The sequence below is a fragment of the Brevundimonas sp. KH_060 genome (assembly GCF_057838275.1).
On the sequence record NZ_CM174463.1, the window covers coordinates 2,133,759 to 2,150,532 of the forward strand.

The 16,774-nt window shown below is 69.2% G+C and carries 13 protein-coding genes; 10 read left to right on the plus strand and 3 right to left on the minus strand.

From position 1 onward, the window contains the following. Positions 1-10: 10 nt before the first annotated feature. From sctS to AC3IPP_RS10525, 3 genes are all read left to right on the plus strand, one after another. Complete coding sequence (gene sctS, locus AC3IPP_RS10515; protein ID WP_003164547.1) at positions 11-283, plus strand: type III secretion system export apparatus subunit SctS; 273 nt, start codon at positions 11-13, stop codon at positions 281-283. After that, positions 284-1,081 carry a type III secretion system export apparatus subunit SctT gene (gene sctT, locus AC3IPP_RS10520; protein WP_489148957.1) on the plus strand — a complete coding sequence of 266 codons (798 nt, stop codon included), beginning with the start codon at positions 284-286 and terminating at the stop codon, positions 1,079-1,081. A 98-nt stretch (positions 1,082-1,179) separates the two neighbouring features. Next, positions 1,180-1,998, plus strand: coding sequence for a DUF1521 domain-containing protein (locus AC3IPP_RS10525; protein WP_489148958.1), 819 nt, complete (start codon positions 1,180-1,182; stop codon positions 1,996-1,998). 80 nt (positions 1,999-2,078) lie between these two features. Here AC3IPP_RS10525 and AC3IPP_RS10530 read toward each other — a convergent pair whose 3' ends face one another. Then, positions 2,079-2,597 carry a hypothetical protein gene (locus AC3IPP_RS10530; protein WP_489148959.1) on the minus strand — a complete coding sequence of 173 codons (519 nt, stop codon included), beginning with the start codon at positions 2,595-2,597 and terminating at the stop codon, positions 2,079-2,081. Between the two features lie 4 nt (positions 2,598-2,601). Beyond that, positions 2,602-3,711, minus strand: coding sequence for a LysM peptidoglycan-binding domain-containing protein (locus AC3IPP_RS10535; protein ID WP_489148960.1), 1,110 nt, complete (start codon positions 3,709-3,711; stop codon positions 2,602-2,604). A gap of 206 nt (positions 3,712-3,917) precedes the next feature. Here AC3IPP_RS10535 and AC3IPP_RS10540 point away from each other — a divergent pair, with 206 nt between their 5' ends. The 7 genes from AC3IPP_RS10540 (at position 3,918) to AC3IPP_RS10570 (ending at position 15,398) form a co-directional block, all read left to right on the plus strand. Continuing rightward, the gene (locus tag AC3IPP_RS10540; RefSeq protein ID WP_489148961.1) at positions 3,918-5,369 is read left to right on the plus strand and encodes a hypothetical protein; all 1,452 of its coding nucleotides are present in this window, start codon (positions 3,918-3,920) and stop codon (positions 5,367-5,369) included. A gap of 41 nt (positions 5,370-5,410) precedes the next feature. After that, complete coding sequence (locus AC3IPP_RS10545; RefSeq protein WP_489148962.1) at positions 5,411-5,998, plus strand: hypothetical protein; 588 nt, start codon at positions 5,411-5,413, stop codon at positions 5,996-5,998. Between the two features lie 81 nt (positions 5,999-6,079). Then, entirely contained in the window at positions 6,080-6,985 is a 906-nt protein-coding gene (locus AC3IPP_RS10550) for a Tle-like phospholipase domain-containing protein (protein WP_489148963.1), read from the plus strand. 81 nt (positions 6,986-7,066) lie between these two features. Next, a complete protein-coding gene (locus AC3IPP_RS10555; RefSeq protein WP_489148964.1) occupies positions 7,067-7,891 on the plus strand; it encodes an ankyrin repeat domain-containing protein in 825 nt (274 codons plus the stop codon). 180 nt (positions 7,892-8,071) lie between these two features. Continuing rightward, positions 8,072-9,505 carry an NAD(P)-dependent oxidoreductase gene (locus AC3IPP_RS10560; RefSeq protein WP_489148965.1) on the plus strand — a complete coding sequence of 478 codons (1,434 nt, stop codon included), beginning with the start codon at positions 8,072-8,074 and terminating at the stop codon, positions 9,503-9,505. After that, the gene (gene gltB, locus AC3IPP_RS10565) at positions 9,502-14,028 is read left to right on the plus strand and encodes a glutamate synthase large subunit (RefSeq protein WP_489148966.1); all 4,527 of its coding nucleotides are present in this window, start codon (positions 9,502-9,504) and stop codon (positions 14,026-14,028) included. Before AC3IPP_RS10560 ends, gltB begins: the two co-directional genes overlap by 4 nt. A 41-nt stretch (positions 14,029-14,069) precedes the next feature. Then, positions 14,070-15,398 carry an ammonium transporter gene (locus AC3IPP_RS10570; protein WP_489148967.1) on the plus strand — a complete coding sequence of 443 codons (1,329 nt, stop codon included), beginning with the start codon at positions 14,070-14,072 and terminating at the stop codon, positions 15,396-15,398. Between the two features lie 74 nt (positions 15,399-15,472). Here AC3IPP_RS10570 and AC3IPP_RS10575 read toward each other — a convergent pair whose 3' ends face one another. Beyond that, entirely contained in the window at positions 15,473-16,717 is a 1,245-nt protein-coding gene (locus tag AC3IPP_RS10575; RefSeq protein ID WP_087139996.1) for a metal-dependent hydrolase family protein, read from the minus strand. Positions 16,718-16,774 lie beyond the last annotated feature (57 nt).

Consider the following 16,774-nt stretch of genomic DNA (forward strand, 5'->3'; position numbering starts at 1 on the left):
AGAACGCCCCATGATGAACGCCCAGGCCATCGAGCTCGTCAATCAGGCGCTGTGGCTCGTCCTGTTCCTGTCGGCCCCGCCGATCATCGCCGCCTCCATCGTCGGCCTGATCGTGGCGGTGATCCAGTCGGCGACGCAGCTTCAGGAGCAGACCCTGCAATACACGGCCAAATTCTTCGCCATCGTGCTGACCCTCTTCGCCACGGCGGCGCTGATCGGCGGCTCGCTGTATCAGTTCAGCGACCGCATCTTCACCGAGTTCCCGGCCCTGGTGCGCCGCTAGGTGTTCGAGGGTCTGGACAATCTGTTCGACAACGCTATCCTGGTGGCGGTGTCGACCACGCGGGTGGCGACGACTTTCCTGCTGATGCCGCTGCTGTCGCCGCAGACGGTGCCGGCGATGGTCCGCAACTCCATCTTCCTGGTGTTCGGCCTGGCCGTGCTGACCATGCAGCCGCAGGTGGCCCAGATGACCCTGCCGACGGTCCAGTGGATCCTGCTGTTCGGCAAGGAGGCCCTGGTCGGGTTGGTCATCGGCTTCTTCTTCGCCACCATGCTGTGGGCGTTCGAGGCCGCCGGACAGATCATCGACACCAAGGTCGGCGCCACCATGGCCCAGGTGGTTGACCCGCTCAGCGGGCACCAGACCTCACTGAACGGCGAGTTCCTGGGGCGGCTGGCCAACTTCGTCTTCATGTTCTCGGGCGGCCTGCTGCTGCTGGTCGGCACCATCTTGGACAGCTTCGTCATCTGGCCCATCGGCAGCCTGACGCCGGTGCTGACCATGAGCAGCCTCAGCCTGTTCGAGGGCGAGTTCACACGGCTGATGACCCTGGCCGTGCTGTTCGCCTCGCCGGTTCTGGTGGTGCTGTTCGTCACCGACGGCGCCCTGGGCCTAGTCAACCGCTATGCGCCGCAGTTGAACGTCTTCTCCCTGTCGCTGTCGATCAAGGCCTGGCTGGCGACCCTGATCATCCTGATCATGATGACCGGCCTGGTGCAGACCCTGCTGAACGAGATCATGGGCCGCCATGACACGGTTCTGGAGGTGTTGAAGGCGATGGGACGGCGCTCCGGCTAGAAAGCTAGGGTCGTCCCTGATGGGGACCGTCCCGACTGTGAAGCCGGGCCCCTGCATGGTCCGATGCCGGTCAGCAAGATCAACCTCGGGGCTGCACGATGACCAGCATCAACACCGCCTTCTCCAACGCCGTCGGGACGCTCGTGCTCGGCGCGGTCGCGGACCGCATGGCCACAGCGGCCAACTTCGCCCAGATGGGCTTCCAGCTGGGTGTCATGCTCAACGGCGCCTTCCAGCCCGCCGCCCCCGCCTTCTCGGCCTCCATGCCCCAGGACGGCAAGGCCACGGTGGACCTGGGCGACGGCTATACGCTGGAGATCAACGAGGCCAACTCCGAGTTCGTGGTGCGCGACGCCGACGGCAACGTTACCCAGATCTGGGGCGATCCGCACTTCAACTACAACGGCCAGCACGTCGGCGACTTCTGGGACACCATGACTCTGGAGCTTGAGAACGGGACCAAGATCACCGTAAACACCGAGCCCTTCGGCAACAATCCCAACGCCACCGTCACCAGCCAGCTGGTCATCACGCGCGGCGACCAGGCCATGATCATCGACGGCGTCAGCCAGAACCGGCTGGGCGACCTGAACATCAGCATGAGCAACAACGGCTACGCCCTCGACGCCGCCTATCGCGACGGCCTGACCATCCGCGAGGATGACGCCGCTGGATCGGGCTGGACCAGCGGCATCACCGGCGACGCCGTCAGCCAGGAAGACTTCAACCTGACCAAGATCGGCAACGCCGGATTGCCCGAGACGCTTCAAGCCTTCAGCGACGCCCTGCGCGGCGTCCTGGGCGCCTGGCTGCTGACCGGCGTGTTGAGCGGATTGGCTGAAGCCCTGGGCGGCGCCTCTGAAACCAGCGAGCCCGGCAGCCCGCGCATCGCCCTCGGCCCAACGCCGACGCGCTGAACTTCACCTGCGGTTCAGCGTGAAAGCCCCGCGGACTTCGGTCCGCGGGGTTTGCTTTGTGTCACAGCAAGGGATCTGGCTCAGCGCCTGTCCAATGAAGCGGTCGCGGTGTCCACCACGCGGGCGAATTGCTCGACGGCGCTGTCGCGGACGGCGGCGGGGCCTTCCTCGCGCGCCAGGCCCGCCGCCAAGGCGCGCAGCATGGGCTCCACCACGGCCGGCGCAGTCAGATGCGGCGCGGCGCGGGCGTGACTCTGAACCGCGCGCACGAAATCGGTCAGGGCGCGGTCGATCCGGCCCGTTTCGATCGGAGAGGCGGCGCTCAGCCGCGCCGCGACCGCCTGGCCGGTCTGGGCGGACAGCACGCGCATATCGCCGCCGACCACCGCCCCGCCCTGCTGCCCCTGCTCGGCCCAGGCCTGAGACAGGGCCACCCCTCGATCCAGACTGTCCGCCGGATCGGGCAGGACCGCGCCAGCCAGCTCGACCATCGCCTGCACGGCGGCGCCGACGGCCAATGCGCGGCTCTCGGCGAAAGACGCCCCGGCGGAAACCGCCGAGGCGCCGTTCGCGCCGGTGACAGCACTAGATTCAGTCATGCGGTCAGCGGCCGTCCAGCATGTTCAGGGCGTCGCGACGCTCGTCCTCGAACCGCTGGGCCACGCCCGCCTGAACATCGGCGCGCGAGCTGGAGAAATAGGCCAGTTCGCCGTTGCCGTCGCGACGGCCGCGCTCGTCATAAACGGCGTTGATGAGCGCCCGATCATAGTCAGCGCTGGCGGCGTCGACCCCCTGGCGCTCAACCGCCGCCATGGCGCGGGTGACGACCGCCGTGTTCGGGCCGTGATGGACCGAGGTCGACCACACCACATCCTGCAGCGCGTGCGAGCGGTTGGAGATGTCCAGGCCCGCATTCTCGATCCGGGCGGACTGCACGTCATAGTGGGTGCGCTCGATGAATGCGTGCTGGGCGGCCTGGAAGGCTTCCGGCTCGCGCGCGGCGATGGCGCGCCAGGTGTCGGAGAATCCGCGCGTGCCCGCCGCCGCCCCGCCGAACTCATCGGCCCAGCGCGCGCCGTCGGCGGCCAGGAACTCCTGCGGCCGGTTGCGGTTCACCGCCAGCTGATAGGAGCCGTAGGACACTCCGCCCGGGTCGCCCGAGCCGGAAGACACCGTGCCGGGGCCGCGCCCGCCCGTCTCATAGCGCGCCGACAGGGCGCCCAGGTTCGGATTGACGCCTTCCTGGCCCGCTGCGGGCGCCGCCTCTGCGGCAAGTTCGGAAACGGGCGTCGACTGGACCGGCGTCGCCGTCTCGAGCGCCGCGCCGTTCAGGCGGATCTGCTGGCCGACCTGGATCAGCGCCGGATTGGCGATGCCGTTGTCCGCCGCCAGTTCGCGCCAGCTCATCCCGTATTGCTGGGCGATGCCCGACAGGGTGTCGCCGCCGCGCACCGTATGAACGGCGGGGGCCTCGGCCTGCGCCGCGCCTTGCCCCTCCCCCGCGCCGACCGGCAGCGTCACGGTCTGGCCGGGATGGATCAGGTTCGGATTGGTGATCTGACGGTTCGCCGCCAGCAGGTCGCCTACGCTGACGCCATAGCGTTCGGCAATGCCGGACAGGGTCTCGCCCGCCCGGACCGTGTGGGCGGGCGCGGCGTCGCGCGCCCCGGCGGCGGCGGACTGGCTGGTGGCGGAGGAAGCGGCGAGAGACATGGGTCGGCTCCAAAAGACGCGGTGATCCGTCAGGCCACTCTGGCGTCTCTTCGCGCGTCTGAAATCTGGGGCTTTCCCTAGCGGCGTCATTCGCGGCTCATCGAGCGTAGGGGATGTCCCTAGCTAAGGACGCCCCCAGCTTATGCCGCCGCCGCCACGGTCATAGGCTCGCTCCAGTATTCGCCCGTATCGTGCAGGAGCCGGTCATGACCGTCACGTCCCTTTCGTCGTCCGCCGACACTCGCGTCCTGGCCTCGCCCGTCAGCGGTCCTGTCGCTGGATCGCCCTCGACCAGCCGGGTCGATCAGGCGCTGGACACGATCCGCGATCGCCTGGACGAAGGCTTCTTCAACGACGTCTCCCAGGGCGACCTCAGGGACATCAACGCCACGCTGAACGGCCTGACGGCGGAAGAGCGCAACGCCGTCGTCTCCGAACTGTCCAATGACGAGTTGAACAAGTGGACGGACGAACTCGACAACTCCGGCTTCCTCGGCATGGGCGGCGGGCTGAACGTGGACGAGCGCCGCGACCTTCACACGACGCTTGGCGGCTCGCTGGACGCGACCCAGTTGGAGCGCGTCTACAACGCCTACGACAACCGCGAGCAGAAGATCGAGCTGGCGCAGGGCGTCGCCGCCCACGCGACTTCCGACGTAAAGACCGACTTCATCGCCTCCCTGGCGCCTCAGACGACCGAAGCCGACGGCATGGGCGGCGTGATGATCTCCGACATGGGCGATGCCGAGGGCCTGGCCGTGGCCCATGTGCTGGGCAGCCTAGGCGGCAACGCCTCTGCGCTCAGCACCGCCTATGGATCGCTGAACGACACCCAGCTGTCGGCCGTCTTCGAGGCCGGAACCCAGCAGACCATGTACACGAACATGCAAGGCGGCGCGCCGACCTACAGCTATGACGCCGGGCCGCTGGCCGATGTCGTTGACGCCGCCGCCACCAGTCCCGACGCCGAGCTGAAGGCGCGGGTGTTCGAGCTGGCGGGCCGCCAGATGGCCAGCGTCTCAGACGCCAACGGCGTGCTGACGCCCTCGCTAGGGACCGGCGACGCCGCCGACGAAATCCGCGCCAGCATGGAGGGCCTGCTGAAATCCGACGTCAACGGCGTGGTCGACGCGCTGGAGCAGGACTATCAGGCCGGCAAGGGCATGACCGCCTTCCTGCAGGAGACCCTGGGTCAGGACGGCGGCGCCGACACGATCCGCGGCCTGGTCGACCAGCTGGCGCGCGGCAATGATCTGAACGGCGACATGCTGCAACGCTTCACCGCCCCGACGCAGCAGGACGGCGGCGTCTTCTATCCGGCCGCCGAGCGTATGGGCTATTTCTCCGGCGCCCTTCATGAAGCCTTCGAGGGCGTGAACAAGGGCGCGGCCGAGAACGTCGAGACGCTGAAGACCATCTTCGGCTTCGCCACCGGCAAGCTGCCTGGGCCGGGCGTCAGCGATGCGACCGGCTGGCTGAGCGACCAGGTCTTCGACACGGCCCTGAGCCAGTATCAGAGCGGTCAGGCCGACCTGTTCGAGAGCATCGTGGCGTTGACCACCCCGACCGGCGCGGACGGCCGCCGCCCCTATGACGGCCCGGCCGAAGTCAGCTACAACGAGGGTTGGGAGTCCGTGACGCGGATTCCGCTGAACTGATCCTCAGAGTCTGGCCGCGCCCGGACGGAAAGGACGCGGCCTTGCTTGCCCCCCGTTGGCTTCTGATCCTGGCGACCCTGACCATGCTGACCGCCTGCGACTCCTCCCCCGCCGCCCCTGACGCCGCGCCCGAAGCGACGCCCGCCGCCGTCACGACCGAGAGCTTCATCGCCGCCGCCGCCCGGATCGACGCGAACGCTCTGCCCGCCCTGGCGGACGCCGTGGACGCCGACCCTGCGGGCGTGGCGAACCAGCTTCAAAGTGGTCTGGGCGGTCGTCGGGCCTTGCAGGCCTACGCCGCCGCCATGCTGGAAAGCGGACAGGCGGATCGTCTGGGGCGGCAATGGGCGGCGCTGACGGCAGACCCCACCGCCCTGTCTACCGCTGAACAGAGGGACGGCGGCGTCTGGCATCCTCGCGCCGAGGACGCCGGTTTCTTCACAGGCGGAATCGCCGCCGCGCTGTCGCAAAACCCCAAGGCCCTGCCCGACTTCGCTCAAGGCGCAGGCGTCGCCCCGCCCGCTCCCGGCCAGGACGTCTCCGAATGGCTGTCAGCACGCATCGACGCCTTGCCTCCCCCCGCCCGCGCCGCCTTCGACCAGGCTCTGCACGCGGGCGCCGTGCGCTAAGGCCCCACAGTCTAGGGAAGACCCTAGCAGCGCGGTTCGGCGAGCAACGATAGGGTGACTGCATAGGATCGGGAGGCGACCATGCAGATCGACCGGATCGGCGCGACATCGTTCCAACCTCAGACGACGCCCACAGCGGCGCGCTTCGACGATGACCCGCGCTTGGCCCTGGACTGGGCGCCGCCGCCCGCCGCGCCGGTTCAGGCCCAGGCCGTCGTCGCCCCCGCCCGTTCGGACAATGTCGTCGATCTGGACGCCGCGCGGACGCATCTGGCGCTGTCGGCCGACGTTTATAACGACACCCCCTCGCCGCCCGACGGCTGGCGCGTGGCCGGACCGGACGACCTGGACCGCTTGCGCCTGACGCCCGACCTGCTGGAGCGCGCCGATTCCGAATTCCGCGCCCGCGTCTATGTCAGCGACGAGGGCGGTCAGACCCGCTACGTCGTCGCCTTCCGCGGCTCCCAGGCGGGCGAGGACTGGCTCAACAACGGCCAGCAGGCGCTAGGCCTGTCCTCGGAGCACTATGACAAGGCCCTGCGCATCGGCCAGCGGCTGGCCGCCGTCGAGGCGGACGTCACCCTGACCGGTCACTCGCTCGGCGGCGGCATGGCCTCGGCCGCGTCCCTGGCGTCGGGCCACGACGCGGACACCTTCAACGCCTCAGGCCTGCACGCCTCTACCATCGAGAGCGCGCAGGCGGGCGGACGCCCCACGCCCGACATCGACGCCTTCTACCTCAAGGGCGATCCGCTCAGCCTGCTGCAGGACGGCGGGGACCGCATCATCCTCGGCGGCCTGGGAGCGGTTCTGCTCGGCCCGCTCGGCGGCGTGGCCGCCGGATGGGCGGGCGACGCGCCCGAGGCTGTCGGCGACCGCATCCCCGTGTCTCCCACCCCGCCCGAGGACCAGTCCTGGTGGAATTGGACGCCCGGCGCCCTGCACGGCGTCGAATGGTTCCAGTCCAGCCTGGACGCCATGCGATAAGGAGGCGGAACGGCCTCGACCCGCAGTCCGTTCAACGCCAAGATGCGCCTCTTCACGCCGATCCTTCTCGCTGGAGTTCTGATGAGCGGTTGCGACGCCCGCGCCGAGGGTTTTGTCGTCGGCACCGTCCTGCCCTCCCCGGCCAGCGTGGCCGCGCTGGGCCGGGACGGTCATTCCACCCGCGACATGGTCGAGGCGGTCCGCGACGGCGACCTGACGAAAGCTCGCCGCCTGCTGGACGCCGATCCTGCCCTGGCGCGCATCGGCGACGGACAAAATCTGGACCTGCTGACCCTGGCCGTCGCGCGTGACGACCGGGCCATGGTCAGCCTGCTGCTGGAAAAGGGCGCCCCGCCCGACGGGCCGAACGGCGAGACCTCGCTCAGCCTGGCCCTGCGCGCCCGCGAACCCTGGCACGCACAGGCCCTGCTTCAGGCAGGCGCTTCGCCTGATCCGGTCGCGCCCGGCGCCTTCTGGCCGCTGGACGAGGCCATCGCGCTCAACTCCCTGGGCGCGGTTCGCCTGCTGCTGAATCACGGTGCCGACGTGAACCGAGCCGACCGCACCGGCGGCACGCCGCTGGAGGCCGCTGTGGCCATGCGCAACTATCGCATCGCCGAACTGCTGCTGGAACGGGGTGCCGATCCCTGGGCCGTCGGCGTCAACGGCGACACCATCGCCGCCGCCCTGAACGCCCCTGTCCGTCCCGTCGAACCTGTCGAGGCCCAGGCGGAAGCGCGCGTCAAAGCCCGCATGACCGCCGCCGGCTGGCGCTTCCCACCGCCCTCGGCGCAGGCCGTGCGCGCCGACGTCCTCGCCGGCCGCTGGCCTCCCGTCGGCGCAGAAGGCGGGCGTCCGCCCTCGCCCGAACTGGTGCGACGGATGCGAGAACTGTGGTCCAATTAATGCGTCACCGCATCGCCGCCCATTTCGCACGCGAAAAAACCATCGCATTGCACACTATTGATGGATAAATTAATGCCGTATTTTTGCATTAAGAGCTATTATTTTCCTTTGTTACGACGACAGCTTGCCTAAATTGGAATAATATTTGCACACAACGCCACCACCTCGTTTAATGTGCACATGCAAAAAGGTGGCCGTTCCAACCCTGGTGGTTTTCTGATTGAGCAGCGTCGGCTGGAGAAACAGCCCGCTGAGCTGCGCGTACGCGCCTTCACGGAGATCACGCTCAAACCGACCGCCGCTAGCGGGACGGTCCAGGCGTCGCGCTGCACCGACTGCGGCGTGCCCTTCTGCCAGAACGCCTGCCCGCTGCAGAACAACATCCCTGACTGGCTGGCCCTGTCGGCGGACGGCGACGTCCGCGAGGCCTGGCGCGTCGCCTCGGCCACCTCGACCATGCCCGAAATCTGCGGCCGCATCTGTCCGCAGGACCGTCTGTGCGAAGGCGCCTGCACCCTGCAACAGTCCGGCTGGGACGGCGTCACCATCGGCTCGGTCGAGGCCTGGATCGCCGACACCGCCTTCGACAATGGCTGGGTCGAGCCCATCCGCCCCCTGGCCGAACGCGGCCAGAGCGTCGCCATCGTCGGCTCCGGCCCCGCCGGTCTGGCCGCCGCCGACCGCCTGCGCAGCGAAGGCTACGCTGTGGTCGTCTACGACCGCCACGACCGCGCCGGCGGCCTGCTGACCTATGGCATCCCGGGCTTCAAGCTGGAGAAACGCATCGTCCAGCGCCGCATCGACCGTCTGATCGAGGGCGGGGTCGAGTTCGTGCTCAACACCAATGTCGGCGTCGATGTCTCGATGGACGAGTTGCGGTCGCGTCATGACGCTGTCCTGCTGGCCATGGGCGTCTATCAGGCCCGCACCCTCGCCGTGCCGGGCCGCGGACCGAACGACACCGTGGCCGCCCTGGACTTCCTGATCGCCCAGAACCGCGTCGACTGCGGCGACGCCGCCGACGCCTCCGCGCCCCACGCGGCCGGTCGCGACGTGGTCGTCGTCGGTGGTGGCGACACGGCCATGGACTGCGTCCGCACCGCCGTCCGACAGGGCGCGAACAGCGTCGTCTGCCTCTATCGCCGCGACCGCGACAACATGCCGGGTTCGGCCCGCGAGGTGCAGAACGCCGAGGAGGAAGGCGTCCGCTTCGAATGGCTGGGCGCGCCCAAGGCCCTGATGTCCAAGGGCGAGGCTGTCACCGCCGTCCGCGCCCAGCGCATGGCCCTAACCGAAGCCACTCCTGGCGGCCGTCGCGACATCGCCCCTGTGCCCGGCTCGGACTTCGACCTGCCCGCCGACCTGGTGATCGAGGCCCTGGGCTTCGAGCCCGAGGCCTTCGCCCAGCAGCTCGACGCCGGGCTCGGCCTGACCAAGTGGAACACCCTGCAGGTGGCGCGTGGCGGTTTCGCCACCACCCTGCCCGGCGTGTTCGCCGCCGGGGACGCCGTGCGCGGCGCCTCTCTGGTTGTCTGGGCCGTGCGCGACGGTCAGGACGCTGCGGCTGAGATCGACCGTTACCTGCGCGCGCGTACCGAGGAAGCCGCAGCATGACCGACGCATCGCAACAGAACTGGCTGGCCCAGTATGAAGAAAACCGCGACCGCCTGATCGAGGGCGGCGCCTATGACGCCTCGTCGGAACGCGACGCCTGCGGCGTGGGTCTGGTCTGCGCCATCGACGGCAAGCCGCGCCGCGAGATCGTCGAGATGGCCATCAAGTCGCTGAAGGCCGTGGCCCACCGCGGCGCGGTCGACGCCGACGGCCTGTCCGGGGACGGCGCCGGCATCATGATCGAACTGCCCCAGGCCTTCTTCGCGGCCCAGGTGCGCGCCGTCGGCCAGACCCTGCGCCCCGGCCCCATCGCCGTGGGTCAGGTCTTCCTGCCGCGCACCGATCTGGGCGCCCAGGACCACGCCCGCGCCATCGTCGAGGCCGAGGCCATCCGTTCGGGCTTCTACATCTACGGCTGGCGCCAGACGCCGATGGACCTGTCTGTGGTCGGGGTCCGCGCCGACGCCACCCGGCCCGAGATCGAGCAGATCATGCTGGCCGCGCCGGAAGGCATGGAGATCGAGGAACTGGAGCGCGAGCTCTTCCTGTGTCGCCGCCGCATCGAAAAGGCGGTGCAGGCGTCGGGCCTGAACGGCTTCTACCTCTGCTCCCTGTCGGCCCGCTCGATCGTCTACAAGGGCATGGTCCGCGCCGAGCTGCTGGGCCAGCTGTATCACGACCTGAACGACCCGACGGTCGAGGCCGGCTACGCCGTCTTCCACCAGCGCTACTCGACCAACACCTTCCCCGAGTGGAGGCTGGCCCAGCCCTTCCGGATGCTGGCCCACAACGGCGAGATCAACACGCTTCAGGGCAACCTGAACTGGATGCGCGCCCACGAGATCCGCATGGCGGCCTCGGCCTTCGGCGACCGTGATCAGGAGGTCAAGCCGGTGGTCCAGCCGGGCGGCTCGGACTCGGCGGCCCTGGACAACGTCTTCGAGGTTCTGGTCCGCGCCGGGCGTCCCGCGCCCCTGGCCAAGGCCCTGCTGGTGCCCGAGGCCTGGTCATCAGACGACGTGGTGATGAAGCCCGAGCACCGCGCCCTCTACGCCTACTGCAATGCGGTCATGGAGCCGTGGGACGGCCCCGCCGCCCTGTGCGCCGTCGACGGCCGCTGGGTCGTGGCCGGCAAGGACCGCAACGGCCTGCGCCCCCTGCGCGCCGTCGAGACCGTGGACGGCCTGTTGCTGGCCGGCTCCGAGGCCGGTCTGGTCCCCCTGCCCGAGGGCCGCATCAAGCGCCGCCTGCACATCGGCCCCGGCAAGCTGATCGCCGTCGATCTGAAGCACGGCCGCCTCTACGACGAGCATGAGGCCGTCGACGCCCTGGCCGCCGCCCAGCCCTATTCGGACTGGCTGGACAACATGGTCGATCTGGAGCCCATCATCGGCCCCGGACCCGAGCCTCGCGCCGCCACCGGCGAGGCCCTGATCCGTCGCCAGATCGCCGCCGGTTTCAGCCGCGAGGATCTGGACCTGCTGCTGGACGCCCTGGTCCGCGACGGCAAGGAGGCGGTCGGCTCCATGGGCGACGACGCCCCGCCCGCCGTCCTGTCCAGCCTGCCCCGCCCCCTGGCCCACTACTTCCGCCAGAACTTCTCGCAGGTCACCAACCCGCCCATCGACCCCCTGCGCGAAGCCGGGGCCATGAGCCTGAAGACCCGCTTCAAGAACCTGGGCAACATCTTGGCCCAGGACGAGGCCCAGACCGAGGTCTTCGTGCTGGACAGCCCGGTCCTGACCACCGGCATGTACCAGCGCCTGCTGGGCGTCATCGCCGACGGCTCGACCACGGTGATCGACTGCACCTATCCGCTGCCCGCCGACAGCGACCGCTCCGGCGCCGGCCTGCGTCAGACCCTGGACCGCATCCGCGACGAGGCCGAGACCGCCGCCCGTGAAGGCGCCACCCTGATCGTCCTGACCGACGAGCACGCCTCGGCAGAGCGTCTGACCGCGCCGATGATCCTGGCCACAGCCGGAACCCACGGCCGCCTGATCGCGGCGGGTCTGCGGACCTATTGCTCGCTGGTCGTGCGCTCCGCCGAGACCCTGGACCCGCACGCCTTCGCCGTTCTGGTCGGGGTCGGCGCCACCGCCGTCAACCCGTGGCTGGCGCAGGAACTGTTCCAGGAACGTCTGGATCGCGGCGCCTATCCGGGCCTGACGCTTCACGACGCCTGCCTCAACTACAAGCACGGCATCGAGGCCGGCCTGCTGAAGGTGCTGGCGCGCAAGGGCATCAGCATCATCTCCGCCTATCGCGGCGGCTGCGAGTTCGAAGTCCTGGGCCTGTCGCGGGCCTTGGCCGCCGAGTTCTTCCCCGGCGCCCCCTCGCGCATCTCCGGCATCGGTCTGGCCGGTCTGGAGCAGGCGGCGCTCAAGCGTCACAGCGTCGCCTTCGGCGCGGCGGTTCCCTCCCCGTCCATGGGCGGCTTCTTCCGCATCCGTGCGGGCGGCGAGGCCCACGCCCACGACGCCAGGACCATCCACCTGTTGCAGGACGCGGTGAACCGCGGCGACTTCAAGCGCTTCAAGCAGTACTCGGCCGCCGTGCGCGAGCAGCCGGACGTGGCCCTGCGCGACCTGCTGGACTTCAAGGACGGCCTGACCCCGGTCCAACTGCATGAGGTCGAGAGCGTCTCGGACATCCGCCGCCGCTTCCTGTCCCAGGCTATGTCGCTGGGCGCCCTCAGCCCAGAAGCCCACGAGACCCTGAACATCGCCATGAACCGGATGGGCGCGCGCGCCGTCTCCGGCGAGGGCGGCGAGGACCCGGCGCGCTACGTCCCGCGTCCGAACGGCGACAACGCCAACTCGGCGGTCAAGCAGGTGGCCTCGGGCCGCTTCGGCGTCACCGCCGAATACCTGAACCAGTGCCGCGAGATCGAGATCAAGGTGGCCCAGGGCGCCAAACCCGGCGAGGGCGGTCAGCTGCCCGGCTTCAAGGTCACCGAGTTCATCGGCCGGATGCGCCACGCCGTTCCCGGCACGACGCTGATCAGCCCCCCGCCGCACCACGACATCTATTCTATCGAGGATCTGGCCCAGCTGATCTACGACCTGAAGGCGATCAATCCCGACGCCAAGGTCACGGTGAAACTGGTCTCGGCCACCGGCATCGGCGCCATCGCGTCCGGCGTGGCCAAGGCCAAGGCCGACGCCATCCTGATCGCCGGCCACAACGGCGGCACGGGCGCCTCGCCCCAGACCTCGGTCAAGCATGCAGGGATGCCGTGGGAGATCGGCCTGGCCGAGGCCCATCAGGTTCTCAGCCTGAACCACCTGCGCTCCTCGGTGTCCTTGCGCGCCGACGGCGGCATCCGCACCGGCCGCGACGTGGTCCTGGCCGCCCTGCTGGGGGCCGAGGAGTACGGCATCGGCACCTCGGGCCTCATCGCCATGGGCTGTCTGATGGTGCGCCAGTGCCATTCCAACACCTGCCCGGTCGGCGTCTGCTCGCAGGACGAACGCCTGCGCGCCAAGTTCACCGGCACGCCGGAGAAGGTGGTCAACCTCTTCACCTTCATCGCCGAGGAGGTCCGCGAAATCTTGGCCTCCATCGGCGCCCGCACGATCGACGAGATCGTCGGCCGCACCGACCTGCTGCGTCAGACCCGACGCGGCGGCTCGCATCTGGACGACCTGGACCTGAACCCCCTGCTGATGAAGGTCGACGTCGACCGTCCCGGCCGCTGGGCCGACAAGGTGCGCAAGCCCGTCCCCGAAAGCCTGGACGCCCAGGTACTGAAGGACGCCGCCCCCTTCCTGGAGCGCGGCCAGACGCTGGAGCTGTCCTATCCGCTGAACAACACCCAGCGCACCGCCGGCGCCGGAGTCTCGTCGGCCATCGTTCGCAAGTTCGGCCCGCAAGGTCCGCAGGGTCGTCTGAAGCTGAAGCTGGAGGGCATCGCCGGTCAGAGCTTCGGCGCCTTCGGGGCCAAGGGCCTGATCCTCGACGTCACCGGCGAGGTCAACGACTACGTCGGCAAGGGTCTGTCCGGCGCCGACATCCATGTCCGCCCCCATGAGTGGCGCGCCGACCAGCAGGTCTGCGGCAACACCACCCTCTATGGCGCCACCTCGGGCCGTCTGTTCGTGGCCGGCGCGGCGGGCGAGCGCTTCGCCGTCCGCAACTCGGGCGCCGAGGCCGTGGTCGAGGGTCTGGGCGCGCACGGCTGCGAATACATGACCGGCGGCCGCGTGGTCGTCCTGGGCCCGGTCGGCTGGAACCTGGCGGCGGGCATGAGCGGCGGCGAGCTGTTCGTGCTCGACGCTGACGGCCGCGCGGCCCAGGCCCTGAACGGCGACATGGCCGGAGTCGACGTCCTCGACGCCGAAGCCGAGGCCCGGCTGAAGGCCCTGATCGAGGCCCACGCCTCCGCCACCGCCTCGCCCCTGGCCCGCCGCATCCTCAGCGACTGGCCGTCGTTCGCGCCGCGCTTCGTCCGCATCGCGCCCAAGACCGTCCTCGCCGCCGAGGCCGCAACCACCGACGTCAGGCTGGCCCAACCGGCCTGACGTCGCCTTCCCTTCCGCAGCGTCTTCTCCCCGAGACCTTCATGACATCACCGACGATCACCAGGGCCGCAGCATTCTGTTGCGGCCTTTTCGCCGTTGCGCTTTGCGCGCCCGCCTTCGCCGCCGCCCCGCCTGATCTGCTAGCGCATCAGGTCCCGCTGGCGCTGGACGGGCCGGGCGCGGCCTGGATCCTGACCTCGACGGCCTTCGTGCTCATGATGACCCTGCCGGGTCTGGCGCTCTTCTATGGCGGCATGGTGCGCAAGAAGAATCTGATCGCCACCATCGCCCATTCGACGGCGGCCATGGCCATCGTCACCGTCCTGTGGTTCGTCGCCGGCTACACCCTGTCGTTCGGCACCAGCGACGGCCCGGCCAACGGCTTCATCGGCAGCCTTCAGGCCCTCTTCCTCAATGGCGTCGGGGTGAAAACCGCCCATGCCCTGACCCCCGGCCTGCCCGAGTTCCTGTGGATCAGCTATCAGCTGACCTTCGCCATCATCACCCCGGCCCTGATCGCGGGCGCCTTCGCCGAGCGCATCAAGTTCTCGGCCAGCGTGCTGTTCTTCACCCTGTGGCACCTGATCGTCTATGCGCCGATCTGCCATCAAGTCTGGGGCGGCGGCTGGATGGGCGAGCTGGGCGTGCTCGACTTCGCCGGCGGGGCCGTGGTCCACGTCAATGCGGGCGTGGCCGGCCTGGTCTGCGCCATCGTTCTGGGTCCGCGTCACGGCTGGGGCCGGGACAACATGGCCCCGCACAACCTGGCCTTCACCGCCATCGGCACAGGTCTGCTGTTCGTCGGCTGGATGGGCTTCAACGGCGGCTCGGCGGCGGGCGCCAATGAGATCGCCGCTGTCGCCGTCTTCAACACCCTGTTGGCCCCGGCCGCCGCCGCCGTCGGCTGGATCGCGGTCGAGTGGACGCTGAAGAAGAAGCCGACCCTGCTGGGCCTGCTGACCGGCGTGGTCGCAGGGTTAGTCGCCATCACCCCCGCCGCCGGCTTCGTCGATCCGAAGGGCGCCTTCCTGATCGGCCTGATCTCGGGCCCGATCGCCTATGTCGGCGCAGTCTGGCTGAAGCATAAGCTGAAATACGATGACAGCCTGGACGCCTTCGGGGTGCATGGCGTCGCCGGCATCGCCGGGGCCCTGCTGACCGGGGTTTTCGCCAACGCCGCCATCAACCCGTTGGCCGAAGGCGCCACGGTCTGGAAACAGGCTGTCGGCCTGGGCGGCGCCATGGTCTGGAGCGCCGTCGGCACCTTCGTCGTGCTGATGATCTGCAAATACACCGTCGGCCTGCGCGTCGAGACCGAGGCCGAGATCGAGGGTCTGGATTTCAGCCAACACGGCGAGGCCCTGCACTAGGAGCCGCCCGGAAAGAAACGCAAAAAAAGGGGGCGGCTCTCGCCGCCCCCATCGATTGACGTCGTCTACCGACCTCAGTCGTTCCGATAGGTCACGCCGCCCTTCATGACGTATTTGACGTTCTCCAGCGTCGTCACGTCGCTCAACGGGTCGCCCGAGACGGCGATCACGTCGGCGGCGTAGCCGGGCGCCAGGCGACCGATCTCGTTTTGCAGGCGGAAGTGGGTTGCCGCGCCGACGGTGGCGGCGCGGACGGCTTCCAGCGGGGTCAGCCCCGCCTGGACCAGCAGGCCGAACTCCTTGGCGTTTTCACCATGCGGCGACACGCCGGAGTCGGTGCCAAAGGCGATCTGGATGCCGGCGCGATGGGCGCGGCGCGCCATGTCCAGCATCTGCGGACCGGCTTCCAGCGACTTCTTGCGCTGGTTCGGCGTGAAGAAGCTTTCCGGACGCGCGGCCTCGCGGGCGACGAAATCGCCGGCCAGCAGGGTCGGCACCAGCCAGCCGTTGTTGGCCTTGAAGATGCGGATGGATTCATCGTCCAGGAAGGTGCCGTGTTCGATCGAGTCGCCGCCGGCGCGCAGGAAGCTGTTGATGCCGTCCGTACCGTGGGCGTGGGCGGTCACCGTGCGGCCCATGAAGTGCGCGGTCTCGACGATGGCCTGCAGCTCCTCATTGGAGAACTGCTGGTTCAAGCCGGCGCCGGTGTCCGACAGCACGCCGCCCGTGGCCGTGATCTTGATGATGTCGGCGCCCGCGCGCACGCGTTCACGCACGGAGCGACGGCAATCGTCGGCGCCCGAGCAGACGCCGTTCTGGCGCAATACGGGGACCAGGGCGCTGCTCACGCCGTTGGCGTCGCCGTGGCCGCCGTGCGGCGTCACCGTGCCGGCCGAGACCAGCAGGCGCGGGCCGGGAATCTTGCCCGCCGCGATCCCGTTGCGCAGGGCCACGACGGCGTCGCTGGCGCCGCCCAGATCGGCGACGGTGGTGAAGCCGGCGCGCAGCGTCACGAGGGCGTAGGCTGCGCCCTGAACGGCGGAGTCGGCGGCGGTGTTGGTGAAGCGAGCGACGCGGTTGCCCTCGCCCTGCTGGTTGGTGATGTGAACGTGGCTGTCGATCAGGCCCGGCAGCACGAACTTGTCCGACAGATCGACCACGTCGCCTTGGCCGACGAAGCCGTTGACGATCTCGCGCACGCGACCGTTCTCGATCACCAGGGTCTGGTTCTGGGTCACGCGGCCAGTGGCCGGATCAGCCAGCAGACGCCCGGCGTGAATGTAGGAGACGGTCGGAGCGGCGGCGGCCTGTTGCGCCATGGCCGGGGTTGAAGCGAGAAGAGCGGCCGCAAGGCCGACGACCCATGATTTTTTAGA